Source organism: Agrobacterium sp. LEGMi-208b (genome assembly GCF_059511785.1).
This window is the reverse complement of record NZ_CM183445.1, coordinates 1,037,552-1,053,187: the sequence shown is the minus strand read 5'-3', so window position 1 is coordinate 1,053,187 and position 15,636 is coordinate 1,037,552. Positions and strand designations below refer to the sequence as shown.

The 15,636-nt window shown below is 53.3% G+C and carries 16 protein-coding genes; 5 read left to right on the top strand and 11 right to left on the bottom strand.

Going from position 1 to position 15,636, the window contains the following annotated elements:
• Nucleotides 1-240 precede the first annotated feature (240 nt).
• From AC5YUO_RS05235 to AC5YUO_RS05220, 4 genes are all read right to left on the bottom strand, one after another.
• Nucleotides 241-1,314, bottom strand: a complete 1,074-nt coding sequence (locus AC5YUO_RS05235) for a tyrosine-type recombinase/integrase (RefSeq protein ID WP_496154495.1) — start codon at nt 1,312-1,314, stop codon at nt 241-243.
• 1 nt (nt 1,315) lies between these two features.
• Nucleotides 1,316-1,555, bottom strand: a complete 240-nt coding sequence (locus tag AC5YUO_RS05230) for a hypothetical protein (protein WP_496154494.1) — start codon at nt 1,553-1,555, stop codon at nt 1,316-1,318.
• 297 nt (nt 1,556-1,852) lie between these two features.
• Complete coding sequence (locus AC5YUO_RS05225; protein ID WP_496154493.1) at nt 1,853-2,395, bottom strand: recombinase family protein; 543 nt, start codon at nt 2,393-2,395, stop codon at nt 1,853-1,855.
• Nucleotides 2,396-2,552: 157 nt separating this feature from the next.
• Entirely contained in the window at nt 2,553-3,299 is a 747-nt protein-coding gene (locus AC5YUO_RS05220) for a competence protein CoiA (protein WP_496154492.1), read from the bottom strand.
• Between the two features lie 548 nt (nt 3,300-3,847).
• On the opposite strand from AC5YUO_RS05220, the gene AC5YUO_RS05215 reads away from it, so the two are divergent.
• From AC5YUO_RS05215 to AC5YUO_RS05195, 5 genes are all read left to right on the top strand, one after another.
• Complete coding sequence (locus AC5YUO_RS05215) at nt 3,848-4,456, top strand: hypothetical protein (RefSeq protein WP_496154491.1); 609 nt, start codon at nt 3,848-3,850, stop codon at nt 4,454-4,456.
• A gap of 359 nt (nt 4,457-4,815) precedes the next feature.
• The gene (locus tag AC5YUO_RS05210) at nt 4,816-5,637 is read left to right on the top strand and encodes a DNA adenine methylase (protein WP_496154490.1); all 822 of its coding nucleotides are present in this window, start codon (nt 4,816-4,818) and stop codon (nt 5,635-5,637) included.
• Nucleotides 5,638-5,641: 4 nt separating this feature from the next.
• Entirely contained in the window at nt 5,642-6,820 is a 1,179-nt protein-coding gene (locus tag AC5YUO_RS05205; RefSeq protein ID WP_496154489.1) for a metallophosphoesterase family protein, read from the top strand.
• On the top strand, nt 6,786-8,708 hold the full coding sequence (locus AC5YUO_RS05200) for an ORC-CDC6 family AAA ATPase (protein WP_496154488.1): 1,923 nt from the start codon (nt 6,786-6,788) through the stop codon (nt 8,706-8,708). Before AC5YUO_RS05205 ends, AC5YUO_RS05200 begins: the two co-directional genes overlap by 35 nt.
• Nucleotides 8,698-9,693 (top strand): hypothetical protein, encoded by a 996-nt coding sequence (locus AC5YUO_RS05195; RefSeq protein ID WP_496154487.1) that lies wholly within the window; start codon nt 8,698-8,700, stop codon nt 9,691-9,693. Before AC5YUO_RS05200 ends, AC5YUO_RS05195 begins: the two co-directional genes overlap by 11 nt.
• 143 nt (nt 9,694-9,836) lie before the next feature.
• Here AC5YUO_RS05195 and AC5YUO_RS05190 read toward each other — a convergent pair whose 3' ends face one another.
• From AC5YUO_RS05190 to AC5YUO_RS05160, 7 genes are all read right to left on the bottom strand, one after another.
• Nucleotides 9,837-10,169: a hypothetical protein gene (locus tag AC5YUO_RS05190; protein ID WP_496154486.1), complete on the bottom strand. Its 333-nt coding sequence runs from the start codon at nt 10,167-10,169 to the stop codon at nt 9,837-9,839.
• 372 nt (nt 10,170-10,541) lie between these two features.
• Nucleotides 10,542-11,483 carry a flagellin N-terminal helical domain-containing protein gene (locus AC5YUO_RS05185; RefSeq protein ID WP_496154485.1) on the bottom strand — a complete coding sequence of 314 codons (942 nt, stop codon included), beginning with the start codon at nt 11,481-11,483 and terminating at the stop codon, nt 10,542-10,544.
• Between the two features lie 240 nt (nt 11,484-11,723).
• On the bottom strand, nt 11,724-12,692 hold the full coding sequence (locus tag AC5YUO_RS05180) for a flagellin N-terminal helical domain-containing protein (protein WP_496154484.1): 969 nt from the start codon (nt 12,690-12,692) through the stop codon (nt 11,724-11,726).
• A gap of 25 nt (nt 12,693-12,717) precedes the next feature.
• Nucleotides 12,718-12,903 (bottom strand): hypothetical protein, encoded by a 186-nt coding sequence (locus AC5YUO_RS05175; protein WP_496154483.1) that lies wholly within the window; start codon nt 12,901-12,903, stop codon nt 12,718-12,720.
• Between the two features lie 196 nt (nt 12,904-13,099).
• Nucleotides 13,100-14,020, bottom strand: a complete 921-nt coding sequence (locus tag AC5YUO_RS05170; RefSeq protein WP_400818137.1) for a flagellin N-terminal helical domain-containing protein — start codon at nt 14,018-14,020, stop codon at nt 13,100-13,102.
• A 373-nt stretch (nt 14,021-14,393) separates the two neighbouring features.
• Nucleotides 14,394-15,131, bottom strand: coding sequence for a flagellar type III secretion system pore protein FliP (gene fliP, locus AC5YUO_RS05165; protein WP_059760555.1), 738 nt, complete (start codon nt 15,129-15,131; stop codon nt 14,394-14,396).
• On the bottom strand, nt 15,128-15,628 hold the full coding sequence (locus tag AC5YUO_RS05160; protein WP_269828195.1) for a flagellar basal body-associated FliL family protein: 501 nt from the start codon (nt 15,626-15,628) through the stop codon (nt 15,128-15,130). The genes fliP and AC5YUO_RS05160 overlap by 4 nt, the downstream gene beginning before the upstream one ends.
• Nucleotides 15,629-15,636 lie beyond the last annotated feature (8 nt).

Sequence of the window (15,636 nt, the reverse complement as noted above, 5' to 3'; positions counted from 1 at the left end):
CGGGAGTGAGAATTAGCGTCTCATGTGCGTCGTATGGCATCGCGGACGAACAGCGTCAAGAGACGAAAACTCAACGATTTCAGTCACAAAGGACTGAATATCCTCCGGGTTTCGTTGTCTGGCAGAGGGTTCCGGCCAACTGTGCCAGGAATTCGGGGCAACTGTGCCATGGAAAAAAATCCGCGCACGACAGTAGCCGGGGAATGAAGAGGCCCCGGAGTTACCCGAGGCCCATGAGGTTTATGCCGACGCCACCACCGGGGACTTCTCCCGCTTCCTCTTGGGCTTCTGAGGTGTCCCCTCCAGAACATGAAGGATATCCTCCAGCCCTCTCGGTTTCATCTGCATGTAGCGCATGGTGGTCACGATGGCCGAGTGGCCCATCCATTCCATGACGCGCTTGATATCGACACCGGCCAGCACCAGACGAGTGCAGCACGTATGGCGAAGGACGTGAGGCGTGACGTCATGGAAGTCGAGAACCGCCCTCATGGTGTCCCACCGCGACCGCATCTTGTGTTCGTTCATGTTCGTGAACGGACCCTTGAGGTGCTTCGCTTCCAACTTCTGGCGTCGGGCAAGGATTTCCCTCACGCGCTTCGTCAGGGGAACCGTGCGGGGCCGCTTGGTCTTCGTCTTCCAGAAAGTGACGGTCGAGAACTGAGGACCGAAATCTTCCCATGCCGCCTTCATCATTTCCGAGAAGCAACGCGCCCCGGTGTCGATGAGAGCGACCGTGAGATCGTAGTTGTCCTGATCGTTGTTCGCGGACCAGTAGGCCAGCAAGACCTTCTCCTCCTGCTCGTCAAGGAACCGGAAGCGGGTCTTCTCGACTGCGTTCCACTTGATCGAGGGCATCTTGTCGATGGCCGCGGCGTCGTGCGCTGTCTTGAGGATTTTCGAGAGAGCAGCGATCTTCTTGTTGACATAGGAAGGCGCAAGGCCCTCGTCAGCGAGATCGACTTTCCAGTCAGCGATATCCGCCGACGTGATTTCGTTCAGAGGCTTGTTGCGGCCCCAATGGTCGACAGCGGTTTGACCGTTGCGAATTTGGGCTACGCCGCCACGCGCTTGAGAGGACCAGACCGTGCGCTTCACGAAGTCGAAGCAAGGCCCGAGGAGGGACAGGTCACGGGTCTTGGAGCCGCTGATATGAATGCTGACAGGCGGGAGAGGTTTACCCATCGCTATCGCGTCCCGAGCCGCTGTCTCCCATTTGATTGCTTGTTCCTCCGTCGGGAACGTGGGCCGGAAGCGATTGCCGTCCTCAAGGGTGACGTCGGCTTGCCATTTGTTGCCTCTTTGTCGGGCCATATCACGCCTCCCGACTGGTGAGAGGAACGACTGTGGCGGGTGTGGCCGCTTCAGCCTGTGTCAAGACTTCATCGATCTTGGACCTTCCCCATTTCAGCGGTCGCACCACGTCGGCGCTCGCTACCGGATGCCCATTCACGGCCGCCCGCATGGCCGTCATGATGAACTCTGCGGCGATGGTCATGTCCGACACGCTGTAGTCGAGCGGGATCGCGGATTTCTGCTGTCTGCTGGTTTGCATTGGAAGCCCCTGTTGAGAAACGAGGCCCCCTTAATAGCCAGGAAAACAACCGGCACAACAAGCGATAAGGACACCCGAAGGTGACGGTTCGGGGTGGTCACTCGGGGGTGACGATGGTCGGCCTATGGGACTGGAGCCGGATGCGCATTTTGTGCCAAGGCAGTCACCCGAAAGGGACGACACGCCAAATTGTCGCACCCTACCGGCCGAACAGACTATTCAGGACAGACCAGATGCCGCCCACGGCCAAAGCGCCGATCACCAGCCAACTGCCGACAACAATAACCGTATCGATCGTCATGCCTCCCCCTTGGCGGCATCGAATACCTTCTGAACCGCCGACTTGCTGAACCCTACCTGCGCCGCGATCTGGCGAACACTCACGCCATCAGCCTTCATCTGGGTCATGACCGCCTTCACCTCCGGCGTGATCATCGCGGGACGTCCTCCGGTTCGGCCCTCGGCTTTCGCCTTGGCAATACCTTCCAGTTGCCGTTCCTTGCGCAAATCAGTCTCAAACTCTGCGATACTGGCGAGGATGCCGAAGACAAGCTTCCCGGTTCTGGTGGTGGTGTCGAGCGTTGCGTCGTCCAGCACTCGGAAACCGACGCCCTTCTCATTCAAGCCCTCTACGATCTGGTGGAGGTGCGATGCCGACCTTGCAAGGCGGTCCAGCTTCGTCACAAGCAACACGTCGCCCTCTCGGACGAAGCGAAGGCACTCGTCCAAGGCGGGACGCTCCCGGTCAAGGCCGGACTGTTTCTCGCTGTAGACCTTCTCCGCACCCGCCGCCTTGAGACGGTCGATCTGAGTTGCGTGATCCTGTCCCGTGGAACTCACTCTGGCGTATCCAACAATCATCGATCGTCCACTTTCCTCTAAGCTAATAGTGGACATATCCATAGTGGACGCAAAGTGAACGGTCAATGGGCCGCGTCCATAAAGTGTACTTTTGTGGACACCTCAGAACGCATCGGACCTAGAGCAAATCGGGGCGCTAGTCGAAAGAACGGTAGTCCCAACGGCCATCGGTTGGCCTAGGATGCGGATCAAAGCCGTCGAGCGGGGTTCCACTCATATAGTGATCGATTACGCTCTGCCGTAAGAATGGCGTGATGACGATGCGCCCGTTCCGGGCCTTAGTAACTCGCCACAGTACGCCGCTGGACGGCAGTTCTTTATGCGAGACAGATGGCCCCTTTTTGATCGGGAAAGAGGCGTCACCGAAATCGAGATATGCCGTCGAGAGCGTGGTGGACCAATTCTCTGCAATCGCGCATCGAACTAAAGGCAGACGCCAAGCGCGCACATTGCCGTAATCCGGGGCAGCAAAGGACAATGAATACGCAAAGGCCGCGAAATCGCTTGCCTTCCTCCGCCCGTCAACGATCCAAGCCATGTTCACGTAGAAGCTCTCACGGGCTTGCCTGTCCGCAAGCGGTAGATGCGAGTGCTGGAACTCAAGCACTGTCCCGGTTGGCGTTTGTACGTCGGCTACGTGGAAGTCGCCGGTAGGAGATGAAATGCGGATTTCCTGGCACTCGACAGGGAATTTGTTCTTCCACTGGCGATGCCAAACCGTCTCCCGTTCCCACCATTTATCGCAGTTTGCCGTTCGGTGCGCCCAATGGTGGACCCTCTGCTGACCGCAGCGGGGCGTCATCGGCAAACCACATGCGTGACAGATGCCTTTCAGTCCCGTCTCAGGTTCACGCCGCCGCCCATCAACGAGCGCGTATTTCATTCAAAACCCCACCGTCAGGCAAAAGGCTATTATGTCGCCTTGAACGGTGCAACGGAAGGGGGCGGGGGGTGACGCGCTTCCGCAATTGTCGAGTTCGACCCCTCAGATTTTTAGGTCATTATGAAACAGTCAATTTTGGGATAACCCCCTCATGCTCCCCATACCGCGATACCGCAGATACCCCGAGACCCATATAGCGCGAAACCGCGACACCATTTGCGCATCAGATTGCCAATAATTCTCAATGCCTTGCGTGACTGGTGCCGCCTATAAAGGCAAATAGAGACATGGAGATGCAGTAAAAATGCCAACTCGACATCTGAGTTTGACATATACAATGCCATCTCAAGTCAAGATAACGGAACTTGGCATTCGACTTGTATTCGAGTTTAGACTACATTGGCTTCATCGAAAGAGACAACTGAGGCGGTCGGAAGTCCAAAACCAACTCAACCTTAGTCCTCGGTCCTCGCGGTTACGAGGGAAAATCTCTAGCGAAGGGTTCGGCGTCCAAAACCGAACCCGACAGTCGCTAACGGAGTGATAATATGGCACGCAAGCAACGAGATATTCTGAAACGCCAGCTTGATGCGCGTTCTAAGCTCTGGCCCGATCTGTCAGATGGCATGATCTGGAAGATGGACAACGAAGGCTGGACGGCGGTCCCCCGTCTTATGCCCCTTATGATGAGCATAATGGATGACCTATCTGGGAAAGGCTTTCCCGTTGGCCAGACGTATTTCGAAATGTGGTGCCGACTGAGGGAGGAAGCATTTCTTACCCTCAATCGACCAGAGGAGATGGCTTTCCATGCGGGCTTCGAGGGTCAACGCGCTCTGAGGACTTGGAAAGATAGGGTTCAACGGCTTGCTAACCTTGGCTTCATCGGACTGAAAACCGGCCCGCTTGGTGATCTATCGTATGCGGTGTTTTACAATCCGTATCACATTCTAAAGCGAGCGCACGTTAACGGTCTTATCCAAGAGAAGAAGTGGCAAGCTCTTGTCATTCGTGCGAATGAGGTGAGCGCCTTCGACCTCGACGACATAGATGATGCTGGCAAGATGATTGTTGAAAGCGATGACGACGAGGAGGGCGCAGAGGAACAGCGGTCTACCCCGAAAAAAATAAAAAAGGCGGCGGCCGTCAAAAATTGAGATCCGCATCATCTTCCTCGACGTCCGCCGCTCTCGTTTTAATCGGCAGCTTCACAGCGATCACACTGTCCCGCATTGCCGCCATGGGAATCCAGCAAAAAAGACCCCAATGCTGACCGCCTTGCGGTCCTTGTCTTACTCATGTGCTCAACAACTCTGATCACCTGCGAGATGCGTCAGCGTAAGCCTTAGGGCTACTGCGCTTTCGTTTCGCCAATTTCAGATCGGTCGTCGTCGTTTACCTACCCAAGCACTTTTAAAAACTGTTGATGCACGAGCGAAGATGAACTTAGTGGTTGCAACCTTCAGTGTGTTCGCAATAGGTTTCGCAATTAATCCTGCAGATCATCGAGATTCACATGTCAGTCACGACCCAAGCTCGCCCTATTATAAGGTGGGCAGGAAGTAAAAAGCGGCTTCTTCCTGAAATTTTGCGGTCGGCTCCAAAATTTTCAGGTCAGTATATCGAGCCATTTGCCGGCTCTGCTTGCGTATTCTTCAAATTGAATCCTGCCGCTGCTAGCTTAAATGATTTAAATCAAGATCTCATCGATTTTTACATTACGTCATCTAGATTCCCGCATGATGTATATGAATGCTTTTCTGCCTTCGAACGGAACAAGGAACGCTATTACGAAATTCGCCTCGCTCAGAAAATCACCACAAGTGAAGTTGAACGAGCCGCCCAGTTTCTCTACCTAAACCGAAACTGCTTCAATGGTATCTATCGGGTGAATAAAAAAGGACTATTCAACGTCCCGTTTTCAAATAGTAGAGTTGCTTCCTACCCCTCACTTGAAGAGTTTGTCAGCGCTGCTTCATCTTTGAACCGAACCAATTTGCGCTCTATGGACTTTGAAGCCTTTTGTGAAGAGACGTGTGAAAAAGACGATTTTGTCTATCTCGATCCGCCCTATTACATACCGAAGGTTCGCATATTTCGGGAGTATAACAAGACCGATTTTACAGGGGCAGACACGCAGCGTCTTTTAAAGTTGCTAGAGCGAATATCGGCCAAAGGCGCAAAGTTTCTGCTCTCATATCCTAAGGGCGAACTGACTGCTGGCTTAGCTCAACAGTGGTATTCTCGCGAGATAAAAGCAATTCGTTCCGTAGCAGGTTCTACCGATGCTCGTCGTTCGGAGGTCGAAGTCCTTATCGCAAATTACGAGATGGGCTGATCCGATGTTACGATTTGTTGTACTCAGCGATCTTCACGCTCACCAGCAGGATGTTGATGATGCCTCTGCCCCGAGTCGCCTTTCATTACTCTCAAGGCATCAAGATAAGGCGGTTAACCCTGTCGCGGCATTCCCCGAGGCGTTAAAATCTGCTGACTTTGCACCGCAACTAGTGATTTGTCCTGGGGATTTGGGCGACAAAAACGATGGCGTTGCGCAGCAATATGCGTGGGCTGCGCTGGAAGGATTAAAGAAGAAAGTTCACGCAAATCGCTTGATTGGAGTGGTGGGAAACCATGACTTGGATTCGCGTCGAACTGATACGGCTCAACTCCCCAACTCTAATTTGAAAACCCTTTCACCGACTTTTCCTCTCAGTTCAAAAGCAAAAAGCAGCAACTATTGGAGCGACGGATTCGTTTTTTACGAATTTGCGGACGCGTGCATCCTCCTTGTTAATTCGTGCGCATTTCATGGGGTTGCGACGAGTGCAGCAGAGGGAGAGCACTTGAATGGTAAAATTTCCAAAGATGCGATTCAATCAATCAAGTCCAAAATAAAGAAGATGTGCAAGTCTGTTAATGTGATGGTCGTACATCACCACATTAGGCAGCACCCATGGCTGCCCAATGAGAAAAGTCACATCGAAAATGGTCCAGAACTCCTTGAGGTTCTGGGCGCGAGCGGCCACCAGTGGCTGGTCCTACACGGGCACGCCCATATGCCTCATATTGGTTATGCGTCCACTGACGCGTTGAGTCCTATTATCTTCTCTGCGGGAAGTGTCTCAGCGACACTGTGGTCGGTTCCCAACAAGCTGCCACGTAATCAGGCCTACGCTGTTGAGCTTTTTGGGATGCCAGGTAATGGGCTAAAGGGCCGAATTCTAACTTGGGACTGGGCACCTTACGTTGGTTGGACGCCAGCGGCCACGTCTTCAGGACTTCCTTATGAATGCGGCTTCGGGCACAGGCCGAACATAGCTGGTATACTGGGCTCAGTTGATACTATTTTTCTGAAGTACAACACCAATTATTTGGAGTGGGATGTTGTGAAGAAGGAAATAGATGTCTTACCGTTTTTGACCCCGGACGATCGAGACACTACGTTCGCAGCCTTAAAAAATGGGGGCATCACGGTCCACTTTGATGGCAGCGGAAACCCAACCATTTTTTCAAGGTAATGTAATGAGAGCCACCTCGCTATTTGATGCTTTCAATGCTCGCTTTCTTGAACCCGAGCGTGTGGGAAAAGCTTTTATTTTTACGAAACAGTTCGAGGAGGTCGCTCGCCACCAGCATACGCTCATTGTTGGCCCACGCGGTTCTGGTAAGACTACCTACTTGAAAATGTTGACTTTACCAGCTTTGTCTCATTGGAAGGAACTGGCGCAACATAAATTTGCGGCTGCCATAAATTACCATACTATCTATATTCCATCTGATTTTAGTTGGTACCCGGAATTCCGACTTCCCATAGACGCATCATTCAGTGCTGAAGTTGACAATCTGCTCACCACGGCGCTATTCCGATCGCACGTTCTACTTGCGATGTGCGATACACTCCAGCACATGTCTCGACAGCTTCCTAAAAGTTCAAAGTACTTTGCGCATCTTGATGTAAGTCTTAGTCGCGCGCAGTGGGATGATCTCACGGCAAGGCTCGCTTACGCTTGGGATATTAAGACTCCATTCGGGGGAATTTCTGGACTTCGTCTGGCGGTAGAGAAGAACATTCAAACAATTCAGCGAATAATGGTTTCATGCGCTCTGAACCACAGAAGCGCGGCTTCTTTGATGGATCAGTGGCCCATGTTAAGCCATTTTTTCTTCGACGACCTGAGATCATTTGCTGACGCTCTTACTGACATCACAAACGAGAAAATGGTGTTCTGTGTATGTTTTGACGAAGTGGAGATCGCACCGATAGCGGTCCGAAGCCAAATCATTCAAAGCGCTCGGTCGTTTGATCAACGTTTTCTAGTCAAAATTTCCTCTAGTCCGTTCGAAGAGGGTGATCCCGGGCAAAATACAGCTGTTGGAAGCATGACAGGCCATGATTTTCATCAGGTCATGCTGACGCAAATGCACAGCACTGAAATTCTTCGCTTCAGCAAGCGCCTATTCACAGCGCTTTGCCAAGAAGCCGGTGTCAACAACGTGTCGCCTGTCGAAATGCTAGGAGCATCCGTATTTAGTTCAGATGATGAACTTCGAGATAGTGGGGTTGAGCAAAAACGTAGCGATTACGCGCCATCTGGTCGGCACTGGAAGCGCTTTAAAAACTTATCGGAGAAAGATCCGAGTTTTCGGGCTTACATAGATAAGAACAAGATTAATATAGATGCTATCGGAGAGATGTCAGAAGCTCGCCGGGCCGCCCTTGTTCGAAAAGTTATAGCACCCGTTATCGTACGAGAGGCTTTTCTTGCAGAGCAAGACGCCGGAACCATACGAAGAATTCCCAAGGTTCGATCTCGCAAAGCTATCCCGGAAATATACACGGGCGCTCGGACGGTGTTTACGCTGTGTGAAGGAAACCCAAGATGGCTGATCGGTCTACTTCGACCGCTAATCGAGCACTACAAATCCAGCCAAATGCCTGTACCGGCATATGTGCAATCTCAACACATCGAGAGGACTCTTCAGCAATATCTATCTTTACTCTCCACTATCCGTGCCACCCACCGTGCGGGAACTGTCGATTCGGCGATCAAGCTTATTGAACAAATTGGCGAGTACTTTCGAAAAGAGATGCTTGTTGCTGATTTCAATCCTGAGCCTGTGGGGTCTTTTGTCATAGACGTGATGGTCCACAAAGACATCGAGGATCTTGTTGGCCGTGCTCTAAATCAGGGTGCGTTCGTAATACTTCCACGAAAAAATCAGATTACAAAGCGCGGGGCTATTCGAGGTCAGAGGCTCCGACTAACACACCTTCTTAGTCCATTCTTCCAGCTCGCAGTCGTGGCTGGACGACCGGTCGATCTTAGTCGGGTTATTTCGCAGCAGGTAGAATCGAGCTATCAAATCGATCTTTTCTCCTTGATGGAGGCGAAACATGCTTACTAATTCAGAAGTTATCGCACCCGGCGGGAACAAAAAAAGATTTGACGTTGTTATTAATGCCATCGGCTATGAAGATCGGGCGCGCTTCTCTGTCGAATCTGATATAGTATCTGCAAATAATTATATTTCTTTGGCATTTGAAAAGACTAGTCTGTTTGGTTACTCGAAAAATATTGAAATTATGACCGTTCTTGGCGCGAGCATAATTGAACGCGTTAGTCTCCAAACGGAAAATGATGCTATTGATAAAAAAATTCGGGAGTTACACGAAGGTAAGCCCCTTAATATAGCTTGCGACATTTCCAGCATGAATCGATCTATGATTTCAGCTGTCTTCAGGGCGCTAATCCGGAACTTGGACATCATCCGTTCTGCTAGCATCATATATACGCCAGCAAAGTTCAGCCCTCCCAGCAGTGACTATCCGCAGATTGATCAGATAGGCCCCGTCACGCCTGAACTAAGTGGCTATCAGAGCGCGCCAAGTCTGCCGATTGGGTTGTTAATCGGACTCGGATACGAATTTGGAATCGCCGCAGGAATTTTAAACGGCTTAGAGCCCAAGCTGACAATAGCATTCAGAGCTGTGGGGAACGATCCGAGGTACGAAAAAGCTGTTAGAACCGCGAACTTTAATTTTGCATTCGGCATCTCAAGATGTGATGTCACCGACTACTCTCTGATGCGTCCAGATCAGGCTGCAAGATACGTCGACGACATTCTGGCTTCTATGACCCGCCAGTATCGCTGCGTTCTTGTGCCAATGGGCCCGAAGCTCTTATCAGCAATATTTATACTGGCTGGTTTCCGGTACTTTGGGGAGGTCGCAGTATGGCGTGTTTCGGAGATTGGTAAGAAGGCGCATAATGCGGAACCAGACAATCGTATTGTGGTTTCTGAAATAGATTTTTCCCGAGCATTTGGTCCCGAACTTCAAAGGAACCTCAGCGACCTTTACTCAGAAGTTGACATGGCGGCCTCTGCTTAATTTTGAGTGCTCGCATAGGTATCAAACATACCTTGACTACTAGGCGAGCAAACGTGAAGGACGTGTGGAGGCCACCGTCCATGCTTAGAGGGTTTGAGGTTGTACTAGTCTCGAAACCGGGTGATCGCCCGCTTTCCTCTGCTTTACTTGAGCGAAAGCTTCACGTGGTATGGCGACAGCATTTCTAGAACCACTGTGTCGCCCGGCTTCGCCCCAGTGTGCGCGAAGAAACGTCCAACGAAAGCTCGTGCTCTGAAAAACGGGCGAGGCTTCCCGGTGCGGCTGTCAGAAGGAACATCGGTCTCACACCGCCGTCCATCAAATTCCAGAACAACCGATCGCGGAGCTTTCAGTTTGGAATTACTACCCCCGAACACGTCGCTTGGAAGATGCGGTATCAGATCGGTGATGTAGATGTGGTTATTAGGCACACCAACGCCGAAGTTTCCATTGGTAAGTTCGACTTCGAACCGCATCGAGCACCTGCCGTATTAATCTGTCGGCTCCACCTACAGCGGTCGCCGCGCTGGGTAAAGGGAATTCTCGACCCAAACCCTAGCCACAGCGGTGGTACACAGAGGGCTTGACCACCCCTCCAAAACCCAGTAAATCCGGGCATTATTCGCAAATTCCGCCGAGTTCAAATCTCTCTAGCAGCACCATTTCTCCCCAAAGTTTCAAATGTTTACGTGGTTGTTGAACCGATCGTCTGCGGCGGTTTATGCATATGCGCGCCGCACAGTTGGGGCAAATGGAAAACCGCGCCCCTTGCGAAGCGCGGTTTCCACATCCGAATATTCTGTTGCTGCCAGAGCGGGACGAAACCGCCCGTAGCCATCGGGCGCCGCTTACTGACGGAATAGCGACAGGATATTTTCGGAACTGGTATTGGCGATGGAAAGCGACTGGATGCCCAGCTGCTGCTGTGTCTGCAATGCCTTGAGGCGTGTTGATTCTTCGTTCATGTCCGCATCCACCAGGCGGCCGATGCCGCTATCGATGGAGTCGGTGAGCTTGGAGATGAAATCTTCCTGCAGACCGATGCGCATCTTGATCGAGCCGAGGGCGGAAGAGGCGCTGCTCAGCGATTGAAACGCGGTTTCGACATCGGTGAGAAGATTGCCGATCGTGTAGGTGGGGGGCGTTGCGGCGTCGAAAAGTTTGAGATCGATGTCCCATACGGAAATGCCAGAGGCTGTCCCGACCTCGCCGATGATGCCCTTTGTCGTATCAACCGTTGCAGGTGTGCCGGTCAGGCCAAAAATAACGTTGGCCGTTTCCGTCGCGGTCGTCGTGTCAACAAGGGTATAGTCGGTTTTCGTCACGCTGACCGAACCGCTGCCGTCGCGGACAAAGCCGGAAACGACGGTCTTGGCGCCGGTGCCCAGCAGCCAGTTTTCACCGCTGAAAGAGGCGCCCTGCGCAATCGATTCCAGCTGCTTTTTCAGCTGGTCGATTTCTTCCTGGATCTTCGTCTTGTCGACACCCTCTTCGGTCGCCGCGACGATCTTCGATTTGATTTCCTTGACGACTTCGACGGCGCTTTCCATTGCGGAATAAGCGACATCGATCTTCGCTGCACCGAGACCCAGCGCATCCTGAACCGCGGAAAGGGCCATGTTGTCGGAGCGCATCGTTGTCGCGATCGACCAGTAGGCGGCATTGTCGGATGCAGTCTTGACCCGCAGGCCTGAAGATACCCTGGATTGTGTTTCTTCGAGCTGGCCGCTGATTGCACGCAAAGTCTGAAGCGCCGACATGGCGGCGGTGTTTGTCAGAATGCTTGTCATAATTGCCCCTCTGAGCTGGCTAAATGGGAAGGGACATTCCGGGATCGCCGGAAACGACAACGCGGCGTGATGCCTGTTAACCTCTTTTTCGTCTTGGTTAACGAGTCGTTTCGATGCGCTGATTTAGCCGTGATTTGGTTAATGAAGTCTTAATCAAGAAATTTATGAATTTTGCAGTCAATGGCACGAACAAAAACCGCGCCTTTCGGCGCGGTTGATTTTTTCGCTTTCGATCTTCGATTAACGGAAGAGCGACAGGATGCTTTCGGAGTTGCTGTTGGCGATCGAGAGAGCCTGAACGCCGAGCTGCTGCTGCGTCTGCAGAGCCTTGAGGCGGGTGGACTCTTCGTTCATGTCGGCGTCCACGAGGCGGCCGATGCCCTTATCGATGGAGTCGGACAGCTTGGAAGCGAAGTCTTCCTGCAGGCCGATACGCATGGAGAGCGAGCCGAGCTTTGCTGCGGCGCTCGTCATCGCCTTCAGGGAGCTTTCAACCAGCGTCAGGGCTTCGGCCATGTTGGTGGCACGGTCTGCGGCTGCGAATGTAGTGATGTCGAGCGTATAAACAGACTGGGTGCCAGCGGTGCCAGTGAGTGTGGCGGTGGTACCGAGGATCCCCGCGGTACCAGGAACTCCGGTAGCAGAATCGATTGAATCAAAGAGAACGTTGCCGGTAGCGGTGGTATCAAGGGCGTACTTCGTCGTGGTGACACTGACAGCACCACCGGTAGCGCGGACGAAGCCAGCAACAACAGACTTATCTGGGTCGGTGGCCGCACCGCCACCACCGGCGGTCGCGATACCAACCAGCCAGTTTTCGCCATAGAACGACGCGCCCTGCGCAATCGATACGAGTTGCTTCTGGAGCTGGCCGATTTCTTCCTGAACCTTGGTGCGGTCGACGCCTTCTTCGGTAGCCGTAACCAGCTTCGCCTTGATTTCCTTGACGACTTCGATTGCCGATTCCATGCCGGCAGAAGCGGTGTCTACCTTGGCGGCGCCGAGGCCGAGAGCGTCGGAAACGGAGGAGAGTGCCATGTTGTCGGAGCGCATGGTGGTTGCGATCGACCAGTAAGCAGCGTTGTCAGCAGCTTCGCCAACGCGAAGGCCGGAGGAAACGCGTGCCTGGGTGGATTCCATGTTCTGGCCGATAGAGCGCAGGGTCTGGAGCGCAGACATTGCTGCGACATTCGTAATAATGCTCGTCATAGTAGTGTGCCCCTTGAATGGCTGATTAAAGAAGGGACATTCCGGTTTCACCGGGAACGGCGCACAGCATCATGCCTGCTAACTGGCTGATTTTTAACGTTAGCTCGCCGTTTCGATGAGCATTAGGTAACGCGGGTTTGGTTAATGAATTGATAAGCGCAGAAAGAAATTCAGCCTCGTCAAAATTAAAAAATACAACTCTCGCGCGCACGCGCGCGTATCCTCAAAAGTTTAAAAAAAAGATAAGGCCGCACCCGTTTTCGGATGCGGCCTCATTGATGCATTCAGTCCGATTCAGCCTTTCGGACCTTTGTGCCTTCCATCCCGGTCTGCGCTCGGTCAGCCCCCGATTGCTTTTGGGAAGAAATGGGTCCCCCAGCCCCGAAGGGCTATGAGAAGCTCGGCTCTTAACGGAAGAGCGAGAGGATGTTCTGCGAGTCGCTGTTGGCGATCGACAGAGCCTGAATTGCCAGCTGCTGCTGCGTCTGCAGAGCCTTCAGCTTGGTGGACTCTTCGTTCATGTCGGCGTCAACGAGGCGGCCAACACCCTTTTCGATGGTGTCGGACAGCTTGTCGGCGAAGTCGGTCTGCAGGTCGATACGGGCAGACAGCGAGCCGAGCTTGGCGCCGGCGCTGGTCATCTTCGTCAGGGCCGTTTCAACGGAGTAAAGTGCGTTGTCCAGGTCATCGGTGCCGACGTTCAGGTCGAGAACGGAAATCTGGGTGTAGGTCTTGGCGCCGACGGTGGTGGTCGCACCGGTAGCGTTCAGGATACCGGAGTTCGCGTCGATCGTGCCCGGCGTTGCTTCGGTGTAAAGCATGGACGAGGCATCCAGCGCGTAGTCCGTCGTCTTGACGCTGACATTGCCGTTGTCGTCACGGACGAAGCCGGATACGACCGTCTTGGTGGCGTTGGCGGTCGAAACGAGCCAGTTTTCACCGTTGAACGATGCGCCCGTGCCGATCGACTTCAGCTGATCGAGCAGCTGGGTAACTTCTTCCTGGATCTTGGTTTTGTCGACGCCTTCTTCCTTTGCGGCAACGACCTTGGCCTTGATCTGGGTGACAACATCGATAGCGGCTTCCATACCGGCAGATGCGGTGTCAACCTTGGCAGCGCCCATGCCCAGTGCGTCGGAGACTGCGCCGAGAGCCTTGTTGTCGGAACGCATGGTGGTCGCGATCGACCAGTAAGCAGCGTTGTCCGAAGCCGAACCAACCTTCAGGCCGGAAGAAATGCGGTCCTGCGTGGTCGACAGGTCGGAAGCGATGGAACGCAGGGTCGAGAGAGCGGCCATTGCGTTGGTGTTGGTGAGAATGCTTGCCATAATAAAATTGTCCCTTGTTTTTACGAGATACTGGAGTGGGGACATACCGGGTTTGGTATTACCGGTCGCAACGTTTCGGCTTCATGCCACTCGGTTCGGAAATGCTTAGTTTCAGAAACCAAACCCGCTGCGTGTGGAAAGAAATTCGCAGCGAAAAATTGCCCAATTATTAATTTGAGCGCCAAGAAATATTGGAAAATACTTATGGTTACTTTTTGATGTAGTTAAATGGTAATTTTTTTATTTAGGAAGATAGTTACCCGGTTGCTAGTGAAAATGGTAACCAAAGCACTAAAATGCGAAAACCCCGCGGCTTTCGGCACGCGGGGTTAAAAAACAGGGTTAATGTGTATCAGCGGGGCACGAATGGCTGTCAGTTGAACGATCTGACGAGGCTGCCGACGAGCAGGTTCCAGCCGTCGATCAGCACGAAGAACAGGATCTTGAACGGCAGCGAAATCGAGGTGGGCGGCAGCATCATCATGCCCATCGCCATGGTGATGGTGGCGACGATGAGATCGATGACCAGGAACGGCAGGATGATGAGGAAACCGATCTCGAAACCGCGCCGGATTTCCGACAGCATGAAGGCCGGAACCAGCACGCGGTAGTCGACGACATTGTCGGTCATCACTTCCTGGCCGCGTTCGCGGGCGATGTCCACGAAAAGCTTCAGATCCTTGTCACGCGTATTGGCGTTCATGAAGGTGCGGAAGGGCTCGGCAATGCGCTGCACGGCCTGCTGTTCGTTGATCTGGTTCTGCAGAAGCGGCTGCACGCCGTCCGTCCAGGCTTTGTCGAAGGTGGGCGACATGACGTAGAAGGTCATGAACATCGCCATCGACAAAAGGATCATGTTCGACGGCGTCGAGGCCAGTCCCATGCCGGATCTGAGGATCGAAAAGGCGATCACGAAGCGCGGAAAGCTCGTGACCATGATCAGAATGCCCGGTGCGACCGAGAGGACCGTCAGCAGGCCGAAGGTGCGGATGATCCACGCCGCAACGGAACCGTCTATCTGCGTGTTGAACAGATCGGACGGAAATTGCTGGGCACTGGCAAGGCCCGGCAAAGCGAGGAGGACGGCGATGGTTACAAGAAATCGAATCATTCGATGACAAAGGTCCGGAACATGACCTTGGATACGCGCCCTTGAGAGCGCAGGTCAACTCGTTCCTGAATGTCATCCTTAAGATATTGAAAGCCGCGCGGCCCTTCCAGCTGCTGGAGGGAAACGGTGCGGACATAGGCCATGATGTCCTGGTGAATATCTTCCGCCAGACCCACCTCGACCGGCCCCTTGAACATCAGCGCCACTTCCAGCCGCACCCAGTTCGTCGAGGGATAGGCGAGGTTGGTGGTGATGGGATCGAGCTGGACGATGCCGTTCGCCTCGGCCGAGATTTTCTCGATACCTTCGTCCTTCTTCTCACCGTGCCCGCCGGCCGCAGCCGGGGCATGCGCCTCCGCCCCGGCGATCTTCGGCGCGATCATGCCGCCCACGAGCCAGCCTCCGCCCGCGCCGAGCAGGGTGAGGATCGCAACGCCTGCGATGGTCATGACCAGAGGGGAGGATTTTTTCTTGCCCTCTGCCTGTTCGTTTTCCATGGGTCAGT

Bases quoted from the DNA above. Each gene is read 5' to 3' on its own strand.
- AC5YUO_RS05200 (WP_496154488.1), top strand. From the start codon at position 6,786: ATGGCAGCGGAAACCCAACCATTTTTTCAAGGTAATGTAATGAGAGCC.
- AC5YUO_RS05215 (WP_496154491.1), top strand. From the start codon at position 3,848: ATGGCACGCAAGCAACGAGATATTCTGAAACGCCAGCTTGATGCGCGT.
- AC5YUO_RS05195 (WP_496154487.1), top strand. From the start codon at position 8,698: ATGCTTACTAATTCAGAAGTTATCGCACCCGGCGGGAACAAAAAAAGA.
- AC5YUO_RS05205 (WP_496154489.1), top strand. From the start codon at position 5,642: ATGTTACGATTTGTTGTACTCAGCGATCTTCACGCTCACCAGCAGGAT.
- AC5YUO_RS05190 (WP_496154486.1), bottom strand. From the start codon at position 10,169: ATGCGGTTCGAAGTCGAACTTACCAATGGAAACTTCGGCGTTGGTGTG.
- AC5YUO_RS05230 (WP_496154494.1), bottom strand. From the start codon at position 1,555: ATGCAAACCAGCAGACAGCAGAAATCCGCGATCCCGCTCGACTACAGC.
- fliP (WP_059760555.1), bottom strand. From the start codon at position 15,131: ATGATTCGATTTCTTGTAACCATCGCCGTCCTCCTCGCTTTGCCGGGC.
- AC5YUO_RS05170 (WP_400818137.1), bottom strand. From the start codon at position 14,020: ATGGCAAGCATTCTCACCAACACCAACGCAATGGCCGCTCTCTCGACC.
- AC5YUO_RS05210 (WP_496154490.1), top strand. From the start codon at position 4,816: ATGTCAGTCACGACCCAAGCTCGCCCTATTATAAGGTGGGCAGGAAGT.
- AC5YUO_RS05180 (WP_496154484.1), bottom strand. From the start codon at position 12,692: ATGACGAGCATTATTACGAATGTCGCAGCAATGTCTGCGCTCCAGACC.
- AC5YUO_RS05235 (WP_496154495.1), bottom strand. From the start codon at position 1,314: ATGGCCCGACAAAGAGGCAACAAATGGCAAGCCGACGTCACCCTTGAG.
- AC5YUO_RS05160 (WP_269828195.1), bottom strand. From the start codon at position 15,628: ATGGAAAACGAACAGGCAGAGGGCAAGAAAAAATCCTCCCCTCTGGTC.
- AC5YUO_RS05220 (WP_496154492.1), bottom strand. From the start codon at position 3,299: ATGAAATACGCGCTCGTTGATGGGCGGCGGCGTGAACCTGAGACGGGA.
- AC5YUO_RS05185 (WP_496154485.1), bottom strand. From the start codon at position 11,483: ATGACAAGCATTCTGACAAACACCGCCGCCATGTCGGCGCTTCAGACT.